This window comes from Actinobaculum suis (assembly GCF_900102025.1).
Taxonomy (GTDB): Bacteria; Actinomycetota; Actinomycetes; order Actinomycetales; family Actinomycetaceae; genus Actinobaculum; species Actinobaculum suis.
Genome location: NZ_FNAU01000008.1, coordinates 58,658 through 78,131, shown reverse-complemented (window position 1 = coordinate 78,131; position 19,474 = coordinate 58,658). Strand labels below are relative to the sequence as shown.

At 57.9% G+C, this 19,474-nt stretch carries 15 protein-coding genes and 1 tRNA gene; 4 read left to right on the top strand and 12 right to left on the bottom strand.

Translation table 11 applies throughout. The features are described 5' to 3' along the window. Positions 1-410: 410 nt before the first annotated feature. The 3 genes from BLT47_RS05555 to BLT47_RS05545 all read right to left on the bottom strand — a co-directional run bounded on the left by BLT47_RS05555 (position 411) and on the right by BLT47_RS05545 (position 4,122). A tRNA-Pro gene (locus BLT47_RS05555) sits at positions 411-484 on the bottom strand. Positions 485-545: 61 nt separating this feature from the next. Next, positions 546-1,682, bottom strand: a complete 1,137-nt coding sequence (locus BLT47_RS05550) for a metallophosphoesterase (protein WP_074662583.1) — start codon at positions 1,680-1,682, stop codon at positions 546-548. Positions 1,683-1,857: 175 nt separating this feature from the next. Further along, positions 1,858-4,122, bottom strand: a complete 2,265-nt coding sequence (locus tag BLT47_RS05545) for a transglycosylase domain-containing protein (protein ID WP_074662580.1) — start codon at positions 4,120-4,122, stop codon at positions 1,858-1,860. Positions 4,123-4,480: 358 nt separating this feature from the next. Between BLT47_RS05545 and BLT47_RS05540 the strand changes: the two genes are divergently transcribed. Both BLT47_RS05540 and BLT47_RS05535 read left to right on the top strand, forming a co-directional pair. Beyond that, positions 4,481-4,819: a WhiB family transcriptional regulator gene (locus tag BLT47_RS05540; RefSeq protein ID WP_065415050.1), complete on the top strand. Its 339-nt coding sequence runs from the start codon at positions 4,481-4,483 to the stop codon at positions 4,817-4,819. Positions 4,820-4,983: 164 nt separating this feature from the next. Then, positions 4,984-5,457: a RidA family protein gene (locus tag BLT47_RS05535; RefSeq protein ID WP_074662577.1), complete on the top strand. Its 474-nt coding sequence runs from the start codon at positions 4,984-4,986 to the stop codon at positions 5,455-5,457. 57 nt (positions 5,458-5,514) lie between these two features. On the opposite strand, the gene BLT47_RS05530 is transcribed toward BLT47_RS05535, so the two are convergent. From BLT47_RS05530 to BLT47_RS05520, 3 genes are all read right to left on the bottom strand, one after another. Beyond that, the gene (locus BLT47_RS05530) at positions 5,515-6,441 is read right to left on the bottom strand and encodes a cation diffusion facilitator family transporter (RefSeq protein ID WP_074662574.1); all 927 of its coding nucleotides are present in this window, start codon (positions 6,439-6,441) and stop codon (positions 5,515-5,517) included. A 4-nt stretch (positions 6,442-6,445) separates the two neighbouring features. Then, a complete protein-coding gene (gene aroB, locus BLT47_RS05525) occupies positions 6,446-7,591 on the bottom strand; it encodes a 3-dehydroquinate synthase (protein ID WP_083078470.1) in 1,146 nt (381 codons plus the stop codon). A gap of 536 nt (positions 7,592-8,127) precedes the next feature. Next, the gene (locus BLT47_RS05520; RefSeq protein WP_083330102.1) at positions 8,128-8,838 is read right to left on the bottom strand and encodes a TrmH family RNA methyltransferase; all 711 of its coding nucleotides are present in this window, start codon (positions 8,836-8,838) and stop codon (positions 8,128-8,130) included. Between the two features lie 440 nt (positions 8,839-9,278). On the opposite strand from BLT47_RS05520, the gene BLT47_RS05510 reads away from it, so the two are divergent. Further along, on the top strand, positions 9,279-10,274 hold the full coding sequence (locus BLT47_RS05510; RefSeq protein WP_049619519.1) for a hypothetical protein: 996 nt from the start codon (positions 9,279-9,281) through the stop codon (positions 10,272-10,274). Between the two features lie 137 nt (positions 10,275-10,411). Here BLT47_RS05510 and BLT47_RS05505 read toward each other — a convergent pair whose 3' ends face one another. Then, positions 10,412-11,182: an SDR family NAD(P)-dependent oxidoreductase gene (locus BLT47_RS05505; RefSeq protein WP_074662568.1), complete on the bottom strand. Its 771-nt coding sequence runs from the start codon at positions 11,180-11,182 to the stop codon at positions 10,412-10,414. 200 nt (positions 11,183-11,382) lie between these two features. Between BLT47_RS05505 and BLT47_RS05500 the strand changes: the two genes are divergently transcribed. Beyond that, positions 11,383-12,249, top strand: coding sequence for an exodeoxyribonuclease III (locus BLT47_RS05500; protein ID WP_074662565.1), 867 nt, complete (start codon positions 11,383-11,385; stop codon positions 12,247-12,249). A 319-nt stretch (positions 12,250-12,568) separates the two neighbouring features. Here the strand turns inward: BLT47_RS05500 and BLT47_RS05495 are convergent, their stop codons facing one another. The 5 genes from BLT47_RS05495 to BLT47_RS05475 all read right to left on the bottom strand — a co-directional run bounded on the left by BLT47_RS05495 (position 12,569) and on the right by BLT47_RS05475 (position 19,383). Further along, positions 12,569-13,342, bottom strand: a complete 774-nt coding sequence (locus BLT47_RS05495; protein ID WP_049619517.1) for an HAD-IIA family hydrolase — start codon at positions 13,340-13,342, stop codon at positions 12,569-12,571. A gap of 78 nt (positions 13,343-13,420) precedes the next feature. After that, the gene (locus tag BLT47_RS05490) at positions 13,421-14,779 is read right to left on the bottom strand and encodes an L-serine ammonia-lyase (protein ID WP_256332543.1); all 1,359 of its coding nucleotides are present in this window, start codon (positions 14,777-14,779) and stop codon (positions 13,421-13,423) included. 43 nt (positions 14,780-14,822) lie between these two features. Beyond that, a complete protein-coding gene (serS, locus tag BLT47_RS05485; protein WP_074662559.1) occupies positions 14,823-16,103 on the bottom strand; it encodes a serine--tRNA ligase in 1,281 nt (426 codons plus the stop codon). Between the two features lie 263 nt (positions 16,104-16,366). Continuing rightward, positions 16,367-17,830 (bottom strand): D-serine ammonia-lyase, encoded by a 1,464-nt coding sequence (locus BLT47_RS05480; RefSeq protein ID WP_083330094.1) that lies wholly within the window; start codon positions 17,828-17,830, stop codon positions 16,367-16,369. A gap of 152 nt (positions 17,831-17,982) precedes the next feature. Beyond that, on the bottom strand, positions 17,983-19,383 hold the full coding sequence (locus BLT47_RS05475; RefSeq protein ID WP_074662556.1) for a GntT/GntP/DsdX family permease: 1,401 nt from the start codon (positions 19,381-19,383) through the stop codon (positions 17,983-17,985). Positions 19,384-19,474: the final 91 nt, after the last annotated feature.

Sequence of the window (19,474 nt, the reverse complement as noted above, 5' to 3'; positions counted from 1 at the left end):
GCATTGCCCGGCCGCACGCCCCAGGCGTATGAAATAACAAGCCGATATTTGCGCTGGTAGGCCGGCAGATTACCTGGAAGACAGTATTGCAATCTGTACGTCACTGAACTACACGCTAGCCCCTAAATCCGCATAACCAACAGTGGCTGGAGCTCCGCTTATATTTCACATTTGTGCAGACGCTTAGCAGCAGTGATGCAGATCGCGAAAAGGGTTTACGGCGGGACTTTTTGCCCGGTTCGGGGCGAGAGAACAGCTTTTATTTACAACGCGATAGAGGAACCATGCGGGCCGGCCTTATAGGCTTATACGCCGCCTAGGCCTTATACGCCTACACCTACACCCCGATTGCGCGCCGGCGTGGAAAACAAAAAAGGGAAACCGCGTTTTTCGCGATTTCCCTTTATCTGTCGGGGTAGCGGGATTTGAACCCACGACCTCTTCGTCCCGAACGAAGCGCGCTACCAAACTGCGCCATACCCCGATTGGCAACTCATACATGATAACCAAGAGAAGCCGAAACGTAAAACCCTGAGCTATGAGATCTAGCGCACCGTTGCCCGAATTTCGAGTAAAACGGCTTCCGGTTGCCGAAACGCCCGGAAGGGAACAAATGGGGAAGTGCCGATACCCGTTGGCGTATTCACGTACATTTCCCCTTCCAGGCTCACCACTCCTCCATCACCGCGCACGGGTTGCGCACCCGTATCTGGCCAGGAGAACAGCCCGGAATCCAGGCGGTTCACCAGATCGCAGTTCGTGGTTAGAGCACCGATCACCGGTAAAGCCAACTGGCCGCCATGCGTGTGCCCGGCAAATACGAGATCGCGGCCATCAGCCAGCATGGCGTTCAAAGTACGCGTGTAGGGGGCATGCGTGAGCCCCACGTACAGATCTGCTTTCTTATCAGCAGCTTGCGATTTTCCATCCACGCCGGCTACGAGAGACTGCCCTTCTGAGAAAGCCACCCCTTCCGCAAGGTGCGGTGTAGCTTCCGGGAACCGGTCGCGGCCAATATGCGGATCGTCTACACCTACCAGATCAATCTCCCATCCGGCTGCTTGCAGGCGCCCGCGCTGGTTATTGGCGTTGAGCCAACCATAGTTTTCCAGGCGTTCGGTGAGTTCTTGATACGGCAGATCTGGGAAGCGCCGCGGTGCCTCCATAGCCGGCTCGGCGGCACGCGAAGAGTGCTGATAGCGAGCTTTATCCAAATAGCTGAGCGGATTTTTAGGACGCGGCGAGAAGTAGTCATTGGAGCCATACACGAAAGCACCGGGAATCCCCGCAAAAGGCTCTAGCGCATACAACAAAGAATCCAGTGCATCTGGAGCAGCCAGCAGATCACCGGTAAGCACTACGAGATCCGGATCCTGCGCGGCCAAACTCCGCACAAATGCAATCTTTTTACGCTGTGTGGGTACCAGGTGAATATCGGTCAAGTGCAAAACACGCAAGGGGCGCTCCGGCACTAACGACTCCTCTTCGCCGGTATGCTGCCCAGCCTCGCCGTTTTCCGAAGAACTCGCCCGATTATCCGATGCGCCTTCCCGCATAAGCATAAGAGTGCGTTGCCGCAAACAATACGCCCGGGCCTCCACATAGGCCCCGGCCAGCACACCCAGCCCGGCTACCACTCCGGCCCCAAGTAGGCGGCCACACCCCTTACGCGAGAAAACCATGCACTTCCTTTCCCTGTGTTACTCGAGTTCCCTGTGTTACTCAAGTTCTGTTAGCTGCTTTATTTCCATACCGTTAGCCGTTGGCCACTTCCGGCCTTACCGCCGCTACCGTTTCAGTTTCGGTGCAGTTGGTTGCTTCCGGGCTTGGTGAATCTAGCCATCCATTCTTAGAAGGCTAGTTACTTTCGACTTCGGTGCCCTCTGCGCCATTGCCGTTATTTTCCATGTTTTCGGGATCTTCCGCTGGCTCTGGAGCAGCATTATCCGGTTCCTCAACCGCCGGTTCTTCGGTCGCTTCTTCGTGCTCTTCTTCCGCTGGCGCCTCATAATGTGGCCGCGTCGGAATATTAGGCTGGCTGGGCGCCGGGAAACTTGCCGGCGGCACCCCTTCCAAAGATTGCGAAGTGTATTCGGAGAAGATCATGGCCGGGAACAAACCACCATAAACTTCGCGGTAGAACCGCCCGTTGATCGTGGAGTTGAGCATTGAAATATTGCCTTCGATATGGCCCTGCCACACGGCGGTAGCCAGTTGCGGCGTATAACCCACGAACCACGCGTGCCAGTCATTATTCGCGGTACCCGTCTTACCAGCTACCGGGCGGCCATCCGCCAGCCGCGCCTTATCACCGGTAGCCCCGGGCGTCACCACACCCTGCAAAACCTTAGTGACTTGCCGGGCCACATCTGGTTCCAAAACCTGCTCGCATTTCGGAGAACGCTTGGAAATCACGTTCCCGTCCTGATCCTCGATGGTCGTATAGCTCATCGGATCGCACCGCGTACCATCATTGGCCAGCGTCGATACGGCCACGGCCATCGAAAGCGGCGTAGCTTCATTCGCGCCCAATACCAGGGAGGGCCCGTAGTTCCATTCCGCATCCGGATTTCCCAAACGCACGCCCATCTTTTCGGCGTCGTTAATAATATCGCACAGGTCGAGTTGCATCGCCATGTGGGCGGCGCCGCCGTTGATCGAGTTCTTGATCGCGTATTCGACGGTATTTGCACCGCCCGGCCAGCCCAGGTTAGAAACCCGCCAGCTGGTCATTGCCGAACGCGGGGAACACGAAGCCTTGAAAGTACCGGCCGGGAAAGTAGTATCCGCATTCAAAGAGACCACATCTTTCCCGCTATGGCCAGCGCGGATCCATTCCACCAGAGTGAAAATCTTGAAGGTAGAACCCGTTTGGAAACCAGAACCGCCACCCATGGTCTTACCCACGTTTACATTCACTTGGGTCATGCGATCATCAGTTTCATTCGGTGTACCCCACCGGGTGTTTTGCACCATCGCCACGATGTGCCCGGTACCCGGTTCGATGGAAGTCAGCGAGGCCTCAATACCCGAAGGATCATCCACCGGCTGATGCTTGGTTACCGTATTGAAAGCAATTTCTTGCTTCTTCGGATCCAAACTAGTGCGAATAACCAGGCCGCCCCGGTACAGCTGGCGGGTACGGTCGGCAGCGTCCTTGCCCCAGGATTCGTCTTGCAACAAATCCTTGACCACGTATTCGCAGAAGTACGCGGAATTACCGGCCGCCCCGCACCCGGCTACCTGCCGCGAAACGTGCAAAGTATCTTCCACGGGAACGTTGACACCGGCGTCGTACTCTTCCTGGGTGATATAACCATCACGCAACATGGTGGTAAGAACAACGTTACGACGTTCGAAAGAATTATCCGGATGCTTTACCGGGTCCCACTTCGCCGGGTTCTGAGTGATCCCGGCGAGTGTGGCCGCCTCCAGGTAGCTGAGGTCTTTCGCGGACTTGGAGAAATAGTATTGCGCCGCAGTTTCCACGCCGTACTGGGAGGGGCCGAACTGAACGAGGTTTAGGTATCCGGTGAGGATTTCGTCTTTCGTCATCGTCTTTTCGACGGCGATAGCGTACCGGGCTTCGTTAATCTTTCGGGAAAGGGTTTGCTCCGTGGCAGTTTTGACTAAGTCGTCGTCCCCGAGAGTGCGGCCTTGCTCCACCAAAGAATTCTTCACGTACTGCTGGGTGATCGAAGAACCACCCGAAGTACCACCCGAAACAATATTGGAGAAGAGGGCGCCGAGGGTGCCTTGCACGTCAATCCCGTGATGCTCGTAGAAACGCCGATCCTCAATCGCTACCGCCGCGTCTTTCATCGGCTGGGAGATCTGATCGGAAGAAACCACGATCCGGTTCTCCGCATAGAACCGCGCAATCACCGAACCATCCGCCGCCAGCAACACGGACTGTTCCGAAGGTTCGGTGAAACCGAGATCATCCGGAACATCTTCGAACACACCGGTTATCGCATTAGCGGCGGTACCGGCCGTCATGGCAAGCGGGAGGATGAGGCCTGCTACAAGCACGCCTCCTCCCGAGATTGCCAAAATAAGAGCCAGCAGCAAAGTGCCGATCTGGCGTCCCGTAGCCTGCCGAGGTGGACGGTTATTTACCATAGTCTCAAGAATACGTGCCTGCGCCGCGAAAAGGGAGGAAGCCCGCGAGCCAGCTACGCCATATTTTCTAGTGGTTCTGTACTGTAAAGTACAGTAAGAACGCCGCTAGGCCAGGTTACGGGCTGCAAGAAGGGTATTTTTTGTGGTTTCACACTCCACCCTCAGCCCATTTATTGGCACCCTTGCGGGTGTACAAGTAAAGTAATCAACCAGGGCGTTTTGCGTGCAGTATTTAGCTCTCTCGCGTTCGGATAGGAATTGCCGGGCGGCGCCGCGATAGCGGTTTTTATTATCTGCGTGCCGTTGATAATTGTTTACATATGGTTGGCTAAGTAGGGAAGAGGACGGTTTGAGTAATATGGGGCAGCTGTCTCGGCATACCGACTGGGCATCCCATGCCGCGTGTGCCGCGAGCGATCCAGATGCGCTTTTTGTGCGAGGTGCTGCGCAGCGCCAAGCTCGCCAGATCTGCTTCACCTGCCCGGTACGCCTGCTCTGCCTAGCCGATGCCCTCGATAACAATATGGATTTTGGCGTGTGGGGTGGCATGACGGAACGCGAAAGGCGGGCCCTTCTACGCAAGTTCCCGCATGAAACAAACTGGTATCGCCACATTATGGAAGGCGAAGATGAGCTTTCCCGCACCCTGCGAGAAGGCCCGGCCGAAAAACCTGCCCGCCGCAACCGGCGGCGCTAACAAAACAGCTGCCCGCGCGTCATAAGCGGCGCCAACTGAGCAGCCACCCGCCCACTATGAGCGGCGCCAACAAAACAGCTCCGCGCCCACCATAATAGGTACATGAATATAGCCCTATAAAACACCTGTGGGGCATCGAAGAAATTGAGCGGATAGGAGTTTTTATGGTTAGTGTTTCGCAGCGTTTGCAAGAGCTGGGTATTGATTTGCCGAACGTTCCGGCACCGGTTGCCGCATATGTGCCGGCCAAAACCGACCACGGCGCGGGTAAAGTGCGCACCTCCGGCCAGTTGCCTTCCACGAATGGGAAGCTCGTGGCCAGCGGCAAAGTAGAGCCCGGCGAAGCGGCCACGGCGGCTGGCTATGCCCGGGTTAGTGCGCTGAATGCTTTGGCCGCGGCCGCGCAAGCCGCCGGTGGGGTAGACAACCTAACCGGAGTGGAACATCTGACGGTATTTGTGGCTTCCGCGCCAGGCTTTACCGAACAACACGTGGTTGCCAATGGGGCTTCCGAACTGTACGGAGAGATTTTTGGGGAAGCCGCCGCCCATACCCGGTCTGCGGTTGGAGTGGCCGTGTTGCCGCTCGACGCCCCGGTAGAAGTGGAAGCAGTATTCACGGTACGGGCCCAAGCCTAAGCTCGAGGTAGTGCGGCGGCCAAGCCTAAGCACGGCGGACAGCGGCGGCGCGCCGCCTTAGCAGTCCCTGCGGGGTTCGTGGGAGGAATGGACGGCCGGTTCGAATTGGAAGGTCGAGTGTTCGACGTCGAAATGATCCTGCAAGCAATCCTGCACTTTATCCAATAGGTGCGGGAGCCGGCCATCGTAGAAAGCTTCGTCTTCTACCACGATGTGTGCGGAAATTACCGGGAATTCGCTTCCCACCGACCACAAATGCAGGTCGTGCACGGCCAGCACGCCTTCCACGCCCGTAATATGTTCGCGCACTTCGGCCACGCTAATATCTGCGGGTGCGCCTTCCAAAAGCACGTGCCCGGCGTCGCGCACCAAACCCCACCCGGCATGCAACATCAAGAAAGCAACGATAAGCGAGGCAATCGCATCTGCGTGCACCCACCCCGTGGTCACAATGATCACGCCAGCTACCGCCGTACCAATAAAACCGTACAGGTCCGTAAGAATGTGCTGGTAGGCGCCGCGAATATTGAGAGAATCGCGATTGGCACGGGCTAGCAGAGCCGTGGCCCCAACATTTACCACCACGCCCGCGAGCGCCGTGATCACCACTGCCCACCCGGATACTTCCGGCGGGGCGAAGAACCTTTGCACCGCTTCCACCACGATGATTACGCCCAAAATAAGCAGTGTGGCACCATTGGCCAGCCCGGAAAGGATTTCCGCGCGCACCAAACCGAAAGTCCAGCGTTTAGTGGCGGGGCGGGTAACCACGTGGCTCACCCAAATCGCGATGGCGATCGCCGCGGTGTCCGTGAGCATGTGGGCGGCGTCGGAAAGCAAAGCCAGGGAGTGGGAGGCGAAGGCCACCACTACTTCCCCGAGCATAAAGACCACGAGCAGGATTAATGCGCCCCACAAGTAACGCCGATCTGCGTCTTGGCTCACGCCGTGTGAGTGGGCGTGCTCGGCATGGTTATTCCCCATAGTTTTATTTACCTTTCGGTTGTGCTTCCAAAAATTCGCGGATATCTGCAACGGGAATTACGCGCGCATAGGAACCATTTTCGAAGGTCTGCATGGCACCGATGCCGCGTTGGAATACGAAGCGGACCTGCCCGCCCAAGGATTTTTTATCGTGCCCCATGGCGGCCATGATGGCGTCCACGCTCACCCCGGCCGGGATTTCCGTGGGCAAGCCGATAGCCAGCAATAGTTTTTCAATCCGCTCTGCTTCGGTAGCGGTGAGGTAGCCAAAGCTGCGCCCCAAACGCGCTTGCAAATTCAGCCCTACCGCCACGCATTCGCCGTGCGCCCACGTAAAACCGAGCGCGGCTTCCAAGGCTCGGCCGATCGTGTGCCCCAAATTTAGGGCCATGCGCCGGTTACCTTCGGTAACGTCTGACTGCACGAAATCCTGTTTAATTTCGGCGTTGCGAAGCGCCGTATAGTGGGCCAGTTCCGCTTCCCGCACGAACTGTTCCGGAGTAAGTTTGCGGGTTACGAAAGCATCTTCGAGGCGGGCGAAAAATTCGGCATCCGCGATGCACGCGTGTTTCACGGTTTCGCCCAAACCGTCCCGAATTTTCGGGGCGTCTAGCGTGAGCCAGGTTTCAAGGTCAATAACGACGCCGCACGGCTGGTGGAAAGCCCCGATAAGATTGGTTGCGGCCGGTGTATCAACCGCAGTTTTCCCGCCAATAGCCGCATCGGCCGCGCCCACGAGCGTGGTCGTATAAGAAACATAGGGCACTCCGCGCGTGAAAGTGGCTGCCACGAAACCGGCCAAATCAGTGACTACTCCGCCACCTACCGCGAGCACTACGGTATCCCGGTTATATCCGGCGGCCAGCATTTCATCTTCCAGGCGTTCCTTCGTGGCCCGGGTTTTGGATTTCTCCCCGGCCGGGAAAGTAAACAGTTGTGCGGGCCGGCCCGCCGCGGCCAGCGCCTCCATAATCTCGCCGCAATAATTTTCTGCCACAGTGGAATCGGAAATTACGGCGATGCGGCGCTGCGCCAAATCTGGTTGAGCGAGCACCTGCAACAACTCGGGCAGTACGTGGCGTCCAATAATGAGCGGATAGGATTCGTCGATCTGCCGCTGCAATTCAATAGTGATTCGCGTTGCTCCCACGTAAATCCCTTCTATTCCGGTTCTCTTCCGGGGCTTTTCTTCCGGGGTTCTTTTCCCGGTCTTCTTTTCGGATCTTCTTTTAGGTTCAACCTGGTTTTTTGGGTTCCGGCTCGTTTCCAGGCGTGGCCCGGTTTCGGTTTCCGGCCCGTTACCCAGGCCGAGCCTGTTGTCCAAGCGCGACCCGGTTTCGGGTTCTAGCCTGTCTCCAGGCCGGGCCCGGTTTCAGGTTCACGCCTGTTTCCAGGCCGAACCCGACTAGCAGGTTGAACAATGATGGTTATGTGCACCGATCTTAGCCGGCGAGCCGCCCGGTGGCGGTGGCGCAGGCCAATATGTGGCGCGGTAGTTACTGCGCAGTGCTTGTTTATGCAGATGCGTGAGCCTTTGCAGGCCGCCCGGGGCGGATCTACGTGTGCCCACCGTGAGCCCGCTCTCCCCCGGCCAGATCTACTTGCGCGCGGGCGGCCTCGGTTCGGCCTACCCCCGTGGCGGTACCGGCGGAGCGGATCTACTTGTGCCCGGGCGGCCTAGCGGGCCTAGTTGCGCGCGGCCTGGTGTTGGAGCGACCAAGCAAACATGGCGATTGCCGCCGCGGCCGCCACGTTTAGCGAACGGGTGGAACCGTACTGGCTGATCTCTACCGCGCTATCGCAAAGCTCTAGCAATTCCGGGGAAATCCCGGCCGATTCTTGCCCGAATACGAGCACGCACTGCGCCGGTAAAGCCGTGCTCTCAATCGGTGTGGCTCCTTCTTGGTTGTCGATCGCCACGAGTTCGTAGCTATTCTCTTGCGCCCACTGTGCCAGTTCGGCAGGTTCGCGGTGATAATGCATATTCAGATAGCGGTCGGTTACCAAGGCCCCGCGCCGATTCCACTTATGCCGGCCCACGATATGCACGCCGGCTACATTGAAAGCATTTGCGGAACGCACAATCGAACCAATATTGAGATCGTGCTGCAAGTTCTCAATCGCAATATGCAGCGGGGCGCGGCGCGTATCCAGATCAGCCTTGATTGCCTCTACCGTCCAATACCGATATTCGTCGAGCACATTCCGGTGATCACCGGCCGCTAACAGTTCCGGGTCAAGGCGCGGATCTTCCGGCCACGGCCCCACATACGGCCCCACACCTACCGTGCGGCGCTCCCCATAAGGCGAACCACCACTCGCCGGTTGCACACCGGGCGGCAAGTCCGCACCCGCGACCGTATTGGCGAAGGCCCCCGTTTCTGCATCCGGAGTCAAGCCCGCTTTCGGGCCCGGGGTGCCCGCTTCGGCGCCCGCGGGGCCTGCGGCCGTGCTTTCCGGATTTACTGACTGCTTTCCTTCCGAATTTTCCACGCATTCCAGCCTAGACGATGCGCCCGGCCCCCACGCCGTACCAATTTCGCGGAATTGGTAGCCGCGTGGAGGCGGCAGCGTTTTTCGCCCTAGTGTTACCGACGCCGCAAGTACGCTTTGCGTTCCACGCACAGTTTTCCGCGGTGTGCGGCGTCGGCACTAAAACGATTCCGCATTTTGCGTTCGGCTTCGCATTTCCGCAGAGGGGCGGCGTCGCGTAGGATATTGCACAGGTAGTAACGCAAAATCCGGAAGGCACCGCGGGAAGTTTTCACCGGCACCGCAAGTGTAAGCGCCGCCGGAAGCTCCGCACGAAACACCGGAAACTCGGGGAAGGCACAGCAATGGCGAAGCTCAAGAAAACCTTGGCGGTGGGAGCCGCGGCACTCATGGGGCTCAGCGGTTGTGCGAACACGGGGAGCGGGGAACTGTTCGAAACCGCACAAGCCCCGGCCGCGCAGGGCACCTTCCCGCGTACCGCCACCGATGAAGCGCAGAACCTGCCAAGTTTCGAAGACGCGGCAAACTACCAGCTGGTGGAAGGTGAAGCGGCCCAGCAAGTTATTGACCAAATACTTCAGCGCACCAAGGCCGACGCCGCGCAGTGGCCTACCACCACCGATATTTTTGCCCGTTCCATGGCAACTTCCACGGTCACCACTTTTGAATACACGGACCCTACGGTCGGTTTTGTTTCCGTATCAATCCCGGTGGAATACGAAGTTGATGCACAAGCAAAAATTATGCGCACCACGATAGACATGAATTCCCTGGCCGATATTCCCGTCGATTCGCTAGGTGAGGCATCCGGGCAGGATCTGTATATCGAGGGTTATCTTGCCGCTACCCCGGACGGGCAGGTGAAGTTGTATGCGAAAGCCTTGGGGATGTGGATGAAGGGAACGCTTTCCGCCACTGATTTCGATCGTTTACTTAGTGAAAGTGGCAGCCTTGCCGTGCCTAGTTCGGGCGAGCTCGATTTGTTCGCCGATCCGGCTCTCTACCAGGTGAAAGAAAACGCGGAGGCGTATCTGATTAGCGGACCCGTGAGCCCGTTCGTCCTCGAAAGCATGAAAGATGCAGAAGCCCAGGGCATGAAGATTTCCGGGGCCGATTCTTCCATGCAAATCCTGGTAAATAAGGAAACTTTCGAATCCGTAGGCGTTTCGTACACTTTTCGAGGTACCGAGGTTGATGGTAATGCGTTTTCGTTAACGACGACGAGCGTGTACGACCAAACCGCCACCCCGCAGATTGTTTTACCGGCCGAAGCCGAAAACGGCACGGAATTCCCGGGCGAAGAAATCTTCAACTCCATTATGGGAGCCACGGCGCTGTAAGTACCGGGCAGGGTGTTGCCTAACTATAAGCACCGGGCAAGGCGCGGGCTTTGTGCGTGCCGGCAGCTACCCAACCAGCCACCCAACCCTTCGGCGGCAAATGGCCGTAGGTGGGCGCGCGCTGTGCGTGCCTGTGGTTACTTCCCGCGGCCGGAAAGGCCTGGCCCCGCAAATTTGCGAACCAAATTGCGCGGCGCCAAGCGAGCTATACCGGCAGCGGTCTTATATAGCAGGCTGGGAGTTACCAGCACCCGGCGGCGCCGGCAAGCTTCAAGAGCAGCATTCACCACTTTTTCGGCAGGTATGAAAGCAATCTCCGGCCACTGCGTACTATCTACAGCCGAACGCCGATGGAAATCAGTGTGAATCAGGCCCGGCATGACCGCGGTTACCGATACTCCGTGCGGGGCCAGTTCTACCGCCAAACCCTCCGAAAATGTTCGCACCCAGGATTTATGGGCCGAATAAGAACCTTGCGCGGTAAGGGCGGTTAGTGAGGAAACATTGATAATGCCGCCGTAGCCGCGCCGGGAAAACTCGCGGGCCGCATAGTGGCAGGTGATCATTACGGCTCGCACCATTACCGCGAGCGCATTCTCTTCCTGTTCCAGGCTGCCGGTAGCAAAATCTTGCCCTAATCCGAAGCCCGCATTGTTTACCAGCAAACCGATCGGGCGGGCCGTATCGGCTACGCGTTCACCCACGCGGATGGCATCTTCCCGCTTAGCGAGGTCTGCCGGGAAAACCTCTACCTTTACATTCGCCACCTGCCGGATTTCTTCCGCCACGGTTTCCAAAGCTTCCCGGTTGCGGGCCACCAAAACGAGGTCATTGCGTTCTGCAGCCAGTTGCCAAGCAAATTCGCGGCCCAAACCGGAGCTCGCGCCCGTAATCAATGCTGTTCCCATACGGTTAAGCCTAGCCGCCCATACCCGCCCGGCGCGCACCCGCGCCGGTACCTTAGCCCGCGCGGGAACCTTAGCTGTGCAGTTGCCCTAGCCGCGCGGGCACTCTAGCTGCGCGGGCACTCTAGCTGCGCGGGCACTCTAGCTGCGCGGGCACGAGCTAACCGATAGTCCTAAAATCCTGGTGCGGCTAGGATGGGCGCGTGCGCATTGCTACGTGGAATATCAATTCAGTGCGGGCCCGCACCGAACGGGCCCTGGATGTTTTAGACCGCTGGGACCTAGACGTACTCCTCCTCCAGGAAACGAAATGCCGGCCGGACCAGTTCCCGGTTGATGCTTTTGCGGCAGCCGGGTACGAGGTAGCTGCGGCAGGCCTGAACCAGTGGAACGGGGTGGCTATCATTTCCCGTGTTGGGATTTCTGAAGTGCAAACCCAGTTCCCCGGCCAACCGGCTTTTGCGAAACAAGATGCTAGCGGTGCTCTGCTGGCTACTCCCGTGGTGGAACCGCGGGCGATCGGCGCGCGGGTGGGCGATACGGAAAAGGTGGGCGGTACGGAGAAGGAAACCGGCATCGAGGTGTGGAGTATTTACGTGCCCAATGGCCGCGCTTATGGGGATCCGCATTTCCACTACAAACTGGAGTTCCTAGAAAAGCTGAATACAGCCGTCAAGGCCGAGTTGGCGGCGCGCCCGCAAGCCCGAATTTTGTTGGGCGGGGATTGGAATGTGGCCCCAGAAGATACAGACGTATGGGATCCGGAACTGTTCGCGCAAGAAATAAAGATGTATACGAGCGCGGAAGAACGCGCTGCTTTCCATGCCTTCGGGCAAAGCCAAGGGGCGGCACCCGGACTGGTGGAACTGAGCCGGCAGGCAAGCGGCGCCCAATACACTTTCTGGGACTATCAGCGGCTACGTTTCCCGAAAAATCACGGAATGCGGATTGACTTCGCGTGGGCTAGCCAGCCCCTCGCCCAAGATTTTTCGGCGGCCTGGATCGACCGCGAAGAACGCAAAGGCAAAGGCGCTTCCGACCACGTGCCCGTTATTCTCGAGTTCACGTAAATACGCCGCGCTAGGGGCCGGTTTGCATAGCCGGGCTAAGGTCCGGTTTGCATACAGGTTTGGCAGAGACTAGAAAGGCGCCAGGCTAAGGGCCCGGCGCCGCAGCACAATCAGAAAGCCACCCGCTAGCAAGCTATCCGCTAGCAAACTATTTGCTAGCAAGCCACCAGCCAGCAAACTATTTGCTAACAGGCCGGAGCGTGCAAGCTATTTGCTAACAGGCTGGAGCGGGCAGGCTATTCGCTAGCAAGCTATCCGCTAGCAGGCTGGGAGCGTTCTGGCCAGCTAGCTGGACGTTCGCGAATTAACACGTTGTGAGCTAGAGAAGTTCCACGATATCGGCGATCGAATTACGAATGTAATCGGGCCGGTAGGGGAACTTTTGCACGTCTTCTAGCGTGGAAGAACCGGTAAGCACCAAGTGCGTTTGCAAGCCGGCTTCCATACCGCACAAAATATCCGTATCCATCCGGTCGCCTACCAAAGCGGTTTCCTCCGAATGGGCGCCTACCAAGTTCAGGCCGGCCCGTAGCATTACCGGGTTCGGTTTGCCTATGTAATAGGGCTTGCGGCCGGTGGCAGCGGTAATCATGGCAGCTACCGCACCCGTGGCCGGAATCGGGCCGTGCTCGGAAGGCCCGGTCACATCCGGATTGGTGGCAATGAACCGCGCTCCTTTTTCAATAAGCCGGATCGCCGTGGTCAAAGACTCGATCGAATACGTGCGGGTCTCCCCCAACACCACCACTTCCGGGTTCACATCGGTCATAATGAAACCCACGTTGTACATCGACGTCGTCAACCCGGCTTCTCCCACCACGTACGCCCGCTTATTCTCCACCTGCTGGGCCAAGAAATTAGCGGTAGCACTCGCGGAAGTCCAAATGTTTTCTTCCGGCACCTGCAAGCCTGCGGCGTGCAGACGCGCGGAAAGATCGCGCCGCGTGAAAATCGAGTTATTGGTGAGCACCAGGTAGGGGTACTCCTTTTCCTGCAAAGTCTCAATAAATTCGACGGCGCCCGGCAGTGCAACCTCTTCGTGGATCAACACGCCGTCCATGTCCGTCAACCAATTCTTGATTACACGTGTCATACCTCAAGGATACGGGGTTAATCCCAAATTCTGGGTAAATGGGAGCTAATCGGCGCCCGGCTGTGCGCCACAGCTCGTTTACGCACACGGCACGTTGCGGGCGAGCCCGCCCAGGGAAGTTTCCCGGTAGTCCGGGTGCATGTCCTTGCCGGTTTCGTACATGGTGGTGATTACGGCGTCGAGCCCTACCATGGGATCGGAATCTCGCAGCATGGCCAGCGCGGCCGCGTTCACGGCTTTCACCGCGCCCATAGCGTTGCGTTCAATGCAGGGCACTTGCACTTGGCCATTCACCGGGTCGCAAGTGAGGCCAAGGTTGTGTTCCATCCCGATTTCGGCGGCATTGCACGCTTTTTCGGGGTCGGCGCCGCGCAGCTCAGCATAGGCAGAAGCGGCCATGGAACAGGCCACGCCCACTTCCCCTTGGCAACCAACCTCCGCCGCAGAAAGCGAAGCGTTCATTTTGTAGAGCGCGCCAATCACCGAAGCGTTGAGGAAAAACCGGCCGCGGCTTTCTTCATCCGTGGGGCCGAAGAAAGCATCATAGTAAGCGAGCACAGCAGGGCACAGCCCGCACGCCCCATTCGTGGGCGAAGTGACCACGCGCGCCCCGGCCGCATTTTCTTCATTGACCGCCATCGCGTACACGTTCAGCCACGACATTGCGAGCAGCGGGTCACTTTTATCCCGCTTCTTGCTGATGCGTTCGTAGAGGGCTTTGGCCCGGCGCGGCACCTGCAACGGCCCGGGCAAAGGCCCTTCCACGCTGGTGCCGCGGCGAATATTTTCTTGCATTACGTTCCAAATGGCACGCAAATGCGCCCGCACTTCTTCCGCCGGCCGCACCGCTATCTCATTGCGCCACTGCATCTCCGAAATGGAAATACCGTCCCGTTCGCAAAATGCGAGCACGTCTGCCGCACTGTTGTACGGGTAGGGCACTTCCACTTCGTTTACCGCGGGCGCCCCGAAATGTGCCTCATCCACCGTGAAGCCCCCACCGATCGAATAGTACGTATTCGCATACAGTTTTTCGGTGCCCGCATACGCGGTTAGCGTGACCCCGTTTTCATGCAAAGGTAGAGTTTCGGTGCGGTAGCGAATCGCTTCTTCCGGGAAGCTCACTTCTTGCGTACCGGCCAGTTTCAACCGGCCGGTGGCCTGCACTTGTGCCATGAACTGCGGGATAGCGTCCACATCCACAGTTTCCGGTTCTTCGCCGGCCAAACCCAGCGTGATCGCCAGGTCAGTATTGTGCCCTTTTCCGGTGGCGGAAAGGGAACCGTAAAGGTCGACGACGGCGCTATCCACCCGTGTGAGCAAGCCTTGCTCTTGCAGCTCATCTACGAATTGTTTGCCGATCTTCATCGGGCCGAGGGTGTGCGAACTAGAAGGCCCAATCCCGATCTTGAACATGTCAAAAACGCTGACAAACAATGTTTATCCTCCCGAAAGCGAAAAGCACTCCCTCCTGTTTAATTTATTCTTCCCGGCCGAGCGGTTCTACTACTTCCAGGCCGCCCAGGTAGGGCCGCATTGCCTGCGGAATGTAGAGGCTACCGTCTGCCTGCTGGTGGTTTTCAAACATGGCCACGAGCCAGCGGGTAGTAGCCAAAGTGCCGTTGAGCGTAGCTACTGTTCGCGTACCTTTTTCGGTACGTTCCCGAATATTGAGGCGCCGGGCCTGGTAGGTAGTGCAATTCGAAGTAGAAGTTACTTCCATATAGCGTTGCTGGCTGGGTAGCCAAGCTTCGCAATCAAACTTTTGTGCGGCAGAAGAGCCCAAATCCCCCGCTGCAATATTGAGCACCTGGATCGGCAGTTCCACCTTGGCCAACATTTCCTTTTCCATCGCCAAAAGCTTTTGATGTTCAGCTACGGCGTCTTCCTGCCGGCAGAACACGAACATTTCCACCTTATTGAACTGGTGGACGCGGATGATTCCGCGCGTATCCTTCCCGTAGGAACCCGCTTCCCTGCGGTAGCAGGCCGAAAATCCGGAGTAACGGAGGGGGCCATTCGAAAGGTCAATGATTTCATCCTTGTGGTAGCCGGCCAAAGCTACTTCCGAAGTACCCACCAAATATTGATCGTCCGCATTCAGATAGTAGATTTCATCCGAATGTTCGCCCAAGAAGCCGGTGCCGGCCATAATATCAGGGTTGACGATCGTAGGCGTATTCATGAGCAGATAGCCGTGCTCATGAGCTTGGTCCATGGCCATATTGAGCAGCGCCCATTCCAGCCGGGCCCCGATCCCCTTCATGTAGTAGAAGCGCGAACCGGATACCTTAGAGCCGCGGGCCATATCGATGGCGTCAAAACCTTCGGCTACGTCTAGATGGTCTTTCGGCGTGAAACCTTCCGCCGCGAAATCACGTGGCGTACCAATAGTTTCGATTACTTCCGATTTGGTTTCATCACCGGCCGGCACGCCTTCCAGGATCGGGTTTTCAATCACCGAATTGGCATGCACATAAGCCTTTTCGGCCACATCCGCAGCTTCTTCCAGTTGCTTGACGCGTTCCGAAAGTTCCTTGGCCCGGGCAATGATTGCCGGCCGTTCTTCTTGGGAGGCCTTGGAGATAGAGCGAGATACTTCGTTTTGTTCCGCACGCGCGGTTTCAAAAGCATTCAGCGCGGCCCGGCGCGCTTCATCGGCTTGCAACAGGGCATCAACCAGTGCCGGATCGTTGCCGCGCTTTTCCTGCGATTGACGAACTGCATCCGGGTTTTCCCGAACGAGGCGAATATCAAGCATGTTTCTCCTTTGTGCGTCCGCGGGTGGCTATAAGTGCCCCTCTGGGCTCAACTGCGATATAGCCGCCCGCCTAGCTGTATTCATACCACTTTAGCGCGCCGGCTCGCCCGGCGCCGCGAATCAGTCCGCGCGCCCAGGCACTTTCCTGTGTGCGTGCCCGGGCGACGCCCGCCGCTTGCCGCCAGAGTCACCGTATATCGGCTTTCCTGCGTGCATGCCCGGGCGACGCCGTTCCGCGCCGCCCGGCGCAGCAAAGACGCCGTTTAGAGCAAAGATTTGCCGCGGCTAATGTAATCGTCCATTTCAGCTTGGGGCACCATATTGCCACCCGTCACCCAACCCAGGTGGGTGGCCCGGGCCAGTTTTTCGGGCGTGAGCCCGAGGCGTTCCCGGTAAGCGGTAGCGGCTTCGCCACTGCCAAGAATGTGTGCCGGGCCGGCAAAAGCCGTGGCTGATGAAGGTTCCATGCGCAGGTTTTCGGTTTCGGCACAGAGGGCCACGAGCCGGTACATTTCGGCGTCGTCCACCGTATAGTAACCATCCACCAGGTGCTGCATGTGTTCACCCACGAAAGCGGAAGGCCGCCCGCAGGCCAAACCATCTGCCGCAGTCACATTATCGATCCCGAAATCGTGCACGGAAACTTTATCGTGCTGGCCCGTCATTACGCCTATCAGCATGGACGGGCAGTGGGTTGGCTCCGCAAAAATGCAACGTACAGCTTCTCCGAACACGGACTTCAAACCGAAAGCCACGCCGCCCGGGCCCCCACCTACCCCGCACGGCAAGTAGACCAACAGCGGGTGTTCTTCATCCACCGTAACTTCGAGGGCTTGCAGCTGGCCGGCCAGCCGCGCCCCGGAAACCGCATATCCCAAGAATAGGGAGGTGGAATTTTCGTCGTCCACGAAGTACATGGAAGGATCCGATTCGGCTTGTTTGCGGCCCTCCGCAACGGCGACCGAATAGTCCGATTCGTATTCGACCACGGTAACACCGTGCGCGCGCAATTTATCTTTCTTCCACTGCCGGGCATCGGCAGACATGTGCACAAACGCTTGGAAGCCGAGCTGGGCGCTCATAATCCCAATGGAAAGGCCGAGGTTTCCGGTAGAACCCACGGCCACTTTGTACTGGCCGAATACTTCCCGCGCGGCCGGCGTATCCAGGGCGCGGTAATCGTCCGTCAGTTCTATCAGCCCGTGTTTGAGCGCAATATCTTCGGCATGTTTGAGCACTTCATACACGCCGCCGCGGGCCTTAATCGAACCCGAAATCGGCAGGTGTGAATCCAGTTTCGCCCACAACTGGCCCGAAATTTCCTGGCCGTAGTGGGTTTCCAAGCGCGCCTTAAAATCTGGTACGCATACCAGTGGGGATTCCAAAATCCCGCCCGTAGCCCGCGCCTCCGGGAACACCTGCGCCAAATAAGGCGCCCAGCGTTGGAGCCGGCGCCGCGTATCTGCCACATCCGCCGCGGATAGGCCCACGTGCTCCAACCCTTCCGCAACACCGGTGACCTTCGGGTTAAACCACGCGGTCTCCTGATAATTCATGAGCGTTTCCAGAAGCGGATATTCGGCCACCCACGCGGAAAGGTCTTTGCCAAGTACCTGCTGCGGAGCGGAGTTCGCCTGGTTGGGTTCCGGGTTAGCGGCGGTATTAGCGGCGGCGGGCGAAGCAGCGTTCGCGGAGCTGGATTCTGGGGTTTGTGGTGTTTGCGTCATGGGAGTTTTCCTTTCTAGTTCTTGGTTCTTTTGCGCCCTTATGCTTTTGTGCTTTTGGCGATTTGCCTCTTTGTACGATGCACCGGTTATCTACCGGCGATAGCGGGTACGACGCCGTCCGGGCGTGCCAGATACGGTGGCGGCCGGCGTCGTTATATAACTAGGTGCAAAATAAGCACCCCGCCGAGGGCTACCACGGAAGCGATCGTGGTACCAACGGTGAGGGTTTGCAAGGCCCGGCCTACCGAAATCCCCATGTATTCCTTGTACAGCCAGAACAGGGAATCCGTAACATGCGTGAGCCCCATCGCCCCGGCACCCACCGCCAAAACCAGCACCGCCGGATTCAAATCCGGGTTGGTAGTGAGCATCGGAAGCACAATCCCGGCCGCGGAAATCATCGCCACCGTGGCCGAACCGACCGCAAAGTGCAAAACCAGCGCGATCAGCCAGGCAATAATCACCGGGCTTACCGGCAGGTTTCCGAGTGCTTCCGCCAAAGCCGGCGCCACTCCTGATTCGGTAAGTACCGCATTGAAAGCCCCGCCCGCACCAATAATTAGCAGCACGCCCGCAATCGGCCCGAAGGAAGAATCCGTTACTTCCGAAAGCTGACTGAGCGAAGCACCCCGGTGCAATCCCAGCGACCAATAGGCGAAAAGCGTAGAGAGCAACAAGGCAATAATCGGGTGCCCTACCAGTGCAAAAGCGTGTTGCAAGGCATGCGTCTCCGGCAGCGTGGCCTCGGTAATAGTCTTGCCGATCATCAAAAGCAACGGCAGCAAAATCGTAAATAAAGTAATCCCGAAGCCGGGTAGCTCCCGCGCCGGGGTTTGCGGCGCAGCGTGCCGCCCGCTGCTTTCGGTATGGATTTCAGCCTGGTTTTCGGCGAGGGATTCGGCACGGATTTCGGCTTTGGCTTCCTGGCGCGCGAACCAGCGGTCCGCGAAGCGCATGTACAGCGGCCCACCAATCAGCGAAGCCGGCAGGGCCACGAGCAGGCCGAGCATAATTACCTGGCCAATATCGGCACCCAAAGTATTAGAAATTGCGGTGGCAGCCGGGTGGGGCGGAAGCAGGCAGTGTACGCACATGAGCGAAATAATTAGTGGCACGCCGATACGTAGCTTGCTCATTCCAGCCTGGCGGGCCACCACGAAAACGAGGGGCACCAAAAGCACAAAACCGACCTCCACGAAAACCGGGATGCCGGCAATAATCCCCAACAGGGACATAACTAGCGGGGCACGTTTTTCTCCGAAAACACGCAGCATAGTGTTTGCGAGCCGTTCCGCACCGCCCGAAACTTCCAGCATTTTGCCAAGCACAGCCCCAAAGCCAATAATCAGCACCAGGAAGCCGAGCGTGCCACCCACGCCGGTTTCTAACAGGTCGCCCACGTCTGAGAGTTTCACGCCGGTAACGAGGGCGACGGCGATGGCAGCAATCGTCAGCGCGATCGAGCCGTGCATTTTGAGGACAACAATCAGAAAAACAATGAGCAGGATAGCGGCTATCAGCACGCCCACTAGTCCCGCGGTAGAAGTCACCATAGTGCCTCCTTCTCCTTCGAAAGCGGTCTGGTTTGTGGCTTAGAGCCTATTCGCCAGGCCTCATTTTTCTCAGACTTTAGTCCTGCTTGTT

Bases quoted from the DNA above. Each gene is read 5' to 3' on its own strand.
- BLT47_RS05540 (WP_065415050.1), top strand. From the start codon at position 4,481: ATGGGGCAGCTGTCTCGGCATACCGACTGGGCATCCCATGCCGCGTGT.
- BLT47_RS05480 (WP_083330094.1), bottom strand. From the start codon at position 17,830: ATGACGCAAACACCACAAACCCCAGAATCCAGCTCCGCGAACGCTGCT.
- BLT47_RS05475 (WP_074662556.1), bottom strand. From the start codon at position 19,383: ATGGTGACTTCTACCGCGGGACTAGTGGGCGTGCTGATAGCCGCTATC.
- BLT47_RS05505 (WP_074662568.1), bottom strand. From the start codon at position 11,182: ATGGGAACAGCATTGATTACGGGCGCGAGCTCCGGTTTGGGCCGCGAA.
- BLT47_RS05530 (WP_074662574.1), bottom strand. From the start codon at position 6,441: ATGGGGAATAACCATGCCGAGCACGCCCACTCACACGGCGTGAGCCAA.
- BLT47_RS05495 (WP_049619517.1), bottom strand. From the start codon at position 13,342: ATGACACGTGTAATCAAGAATTGGTTGACGGACATGGACGGCGTGTTG.
- BLT47_RS05550 (WP_074662583.1), bottom strand. From the start codon at position 1,682: ATGGTTTTCTCGCGTAAGGGGTGTGGCCGCCTACTTGGGGCCGGAGTG.
- BLT47_RS05510 (WP_049619519.1), top strand. From the start codon at position 9,279: ATGGCGAAGCTCAAGAAAACCTTGGCGGTGGGAGCCGCGGCACTCATG.
- serS (WP_074662559.1), bottom strand. From the start codon at position 16,103: ATGCTTGATATTCGCCTCGTTCGGGAAAACCCGGATGCAGTTCGTCAA.
- BLT47_RS05535 (WP_074662577.1), top strand. From the start codon at position 4,984: ATGGTTAGTGTTTCGCAGCGTTTGCAAGAGCTGGGTATTGATTTGCCG.
- BLT47_RS05545 (WP_074662580.1), bottom strand. From the start codon at position 4,122: ATGGTAAATAACCGTCCACCTCGGCAGGCTACGGGACGCCAGATCGGC.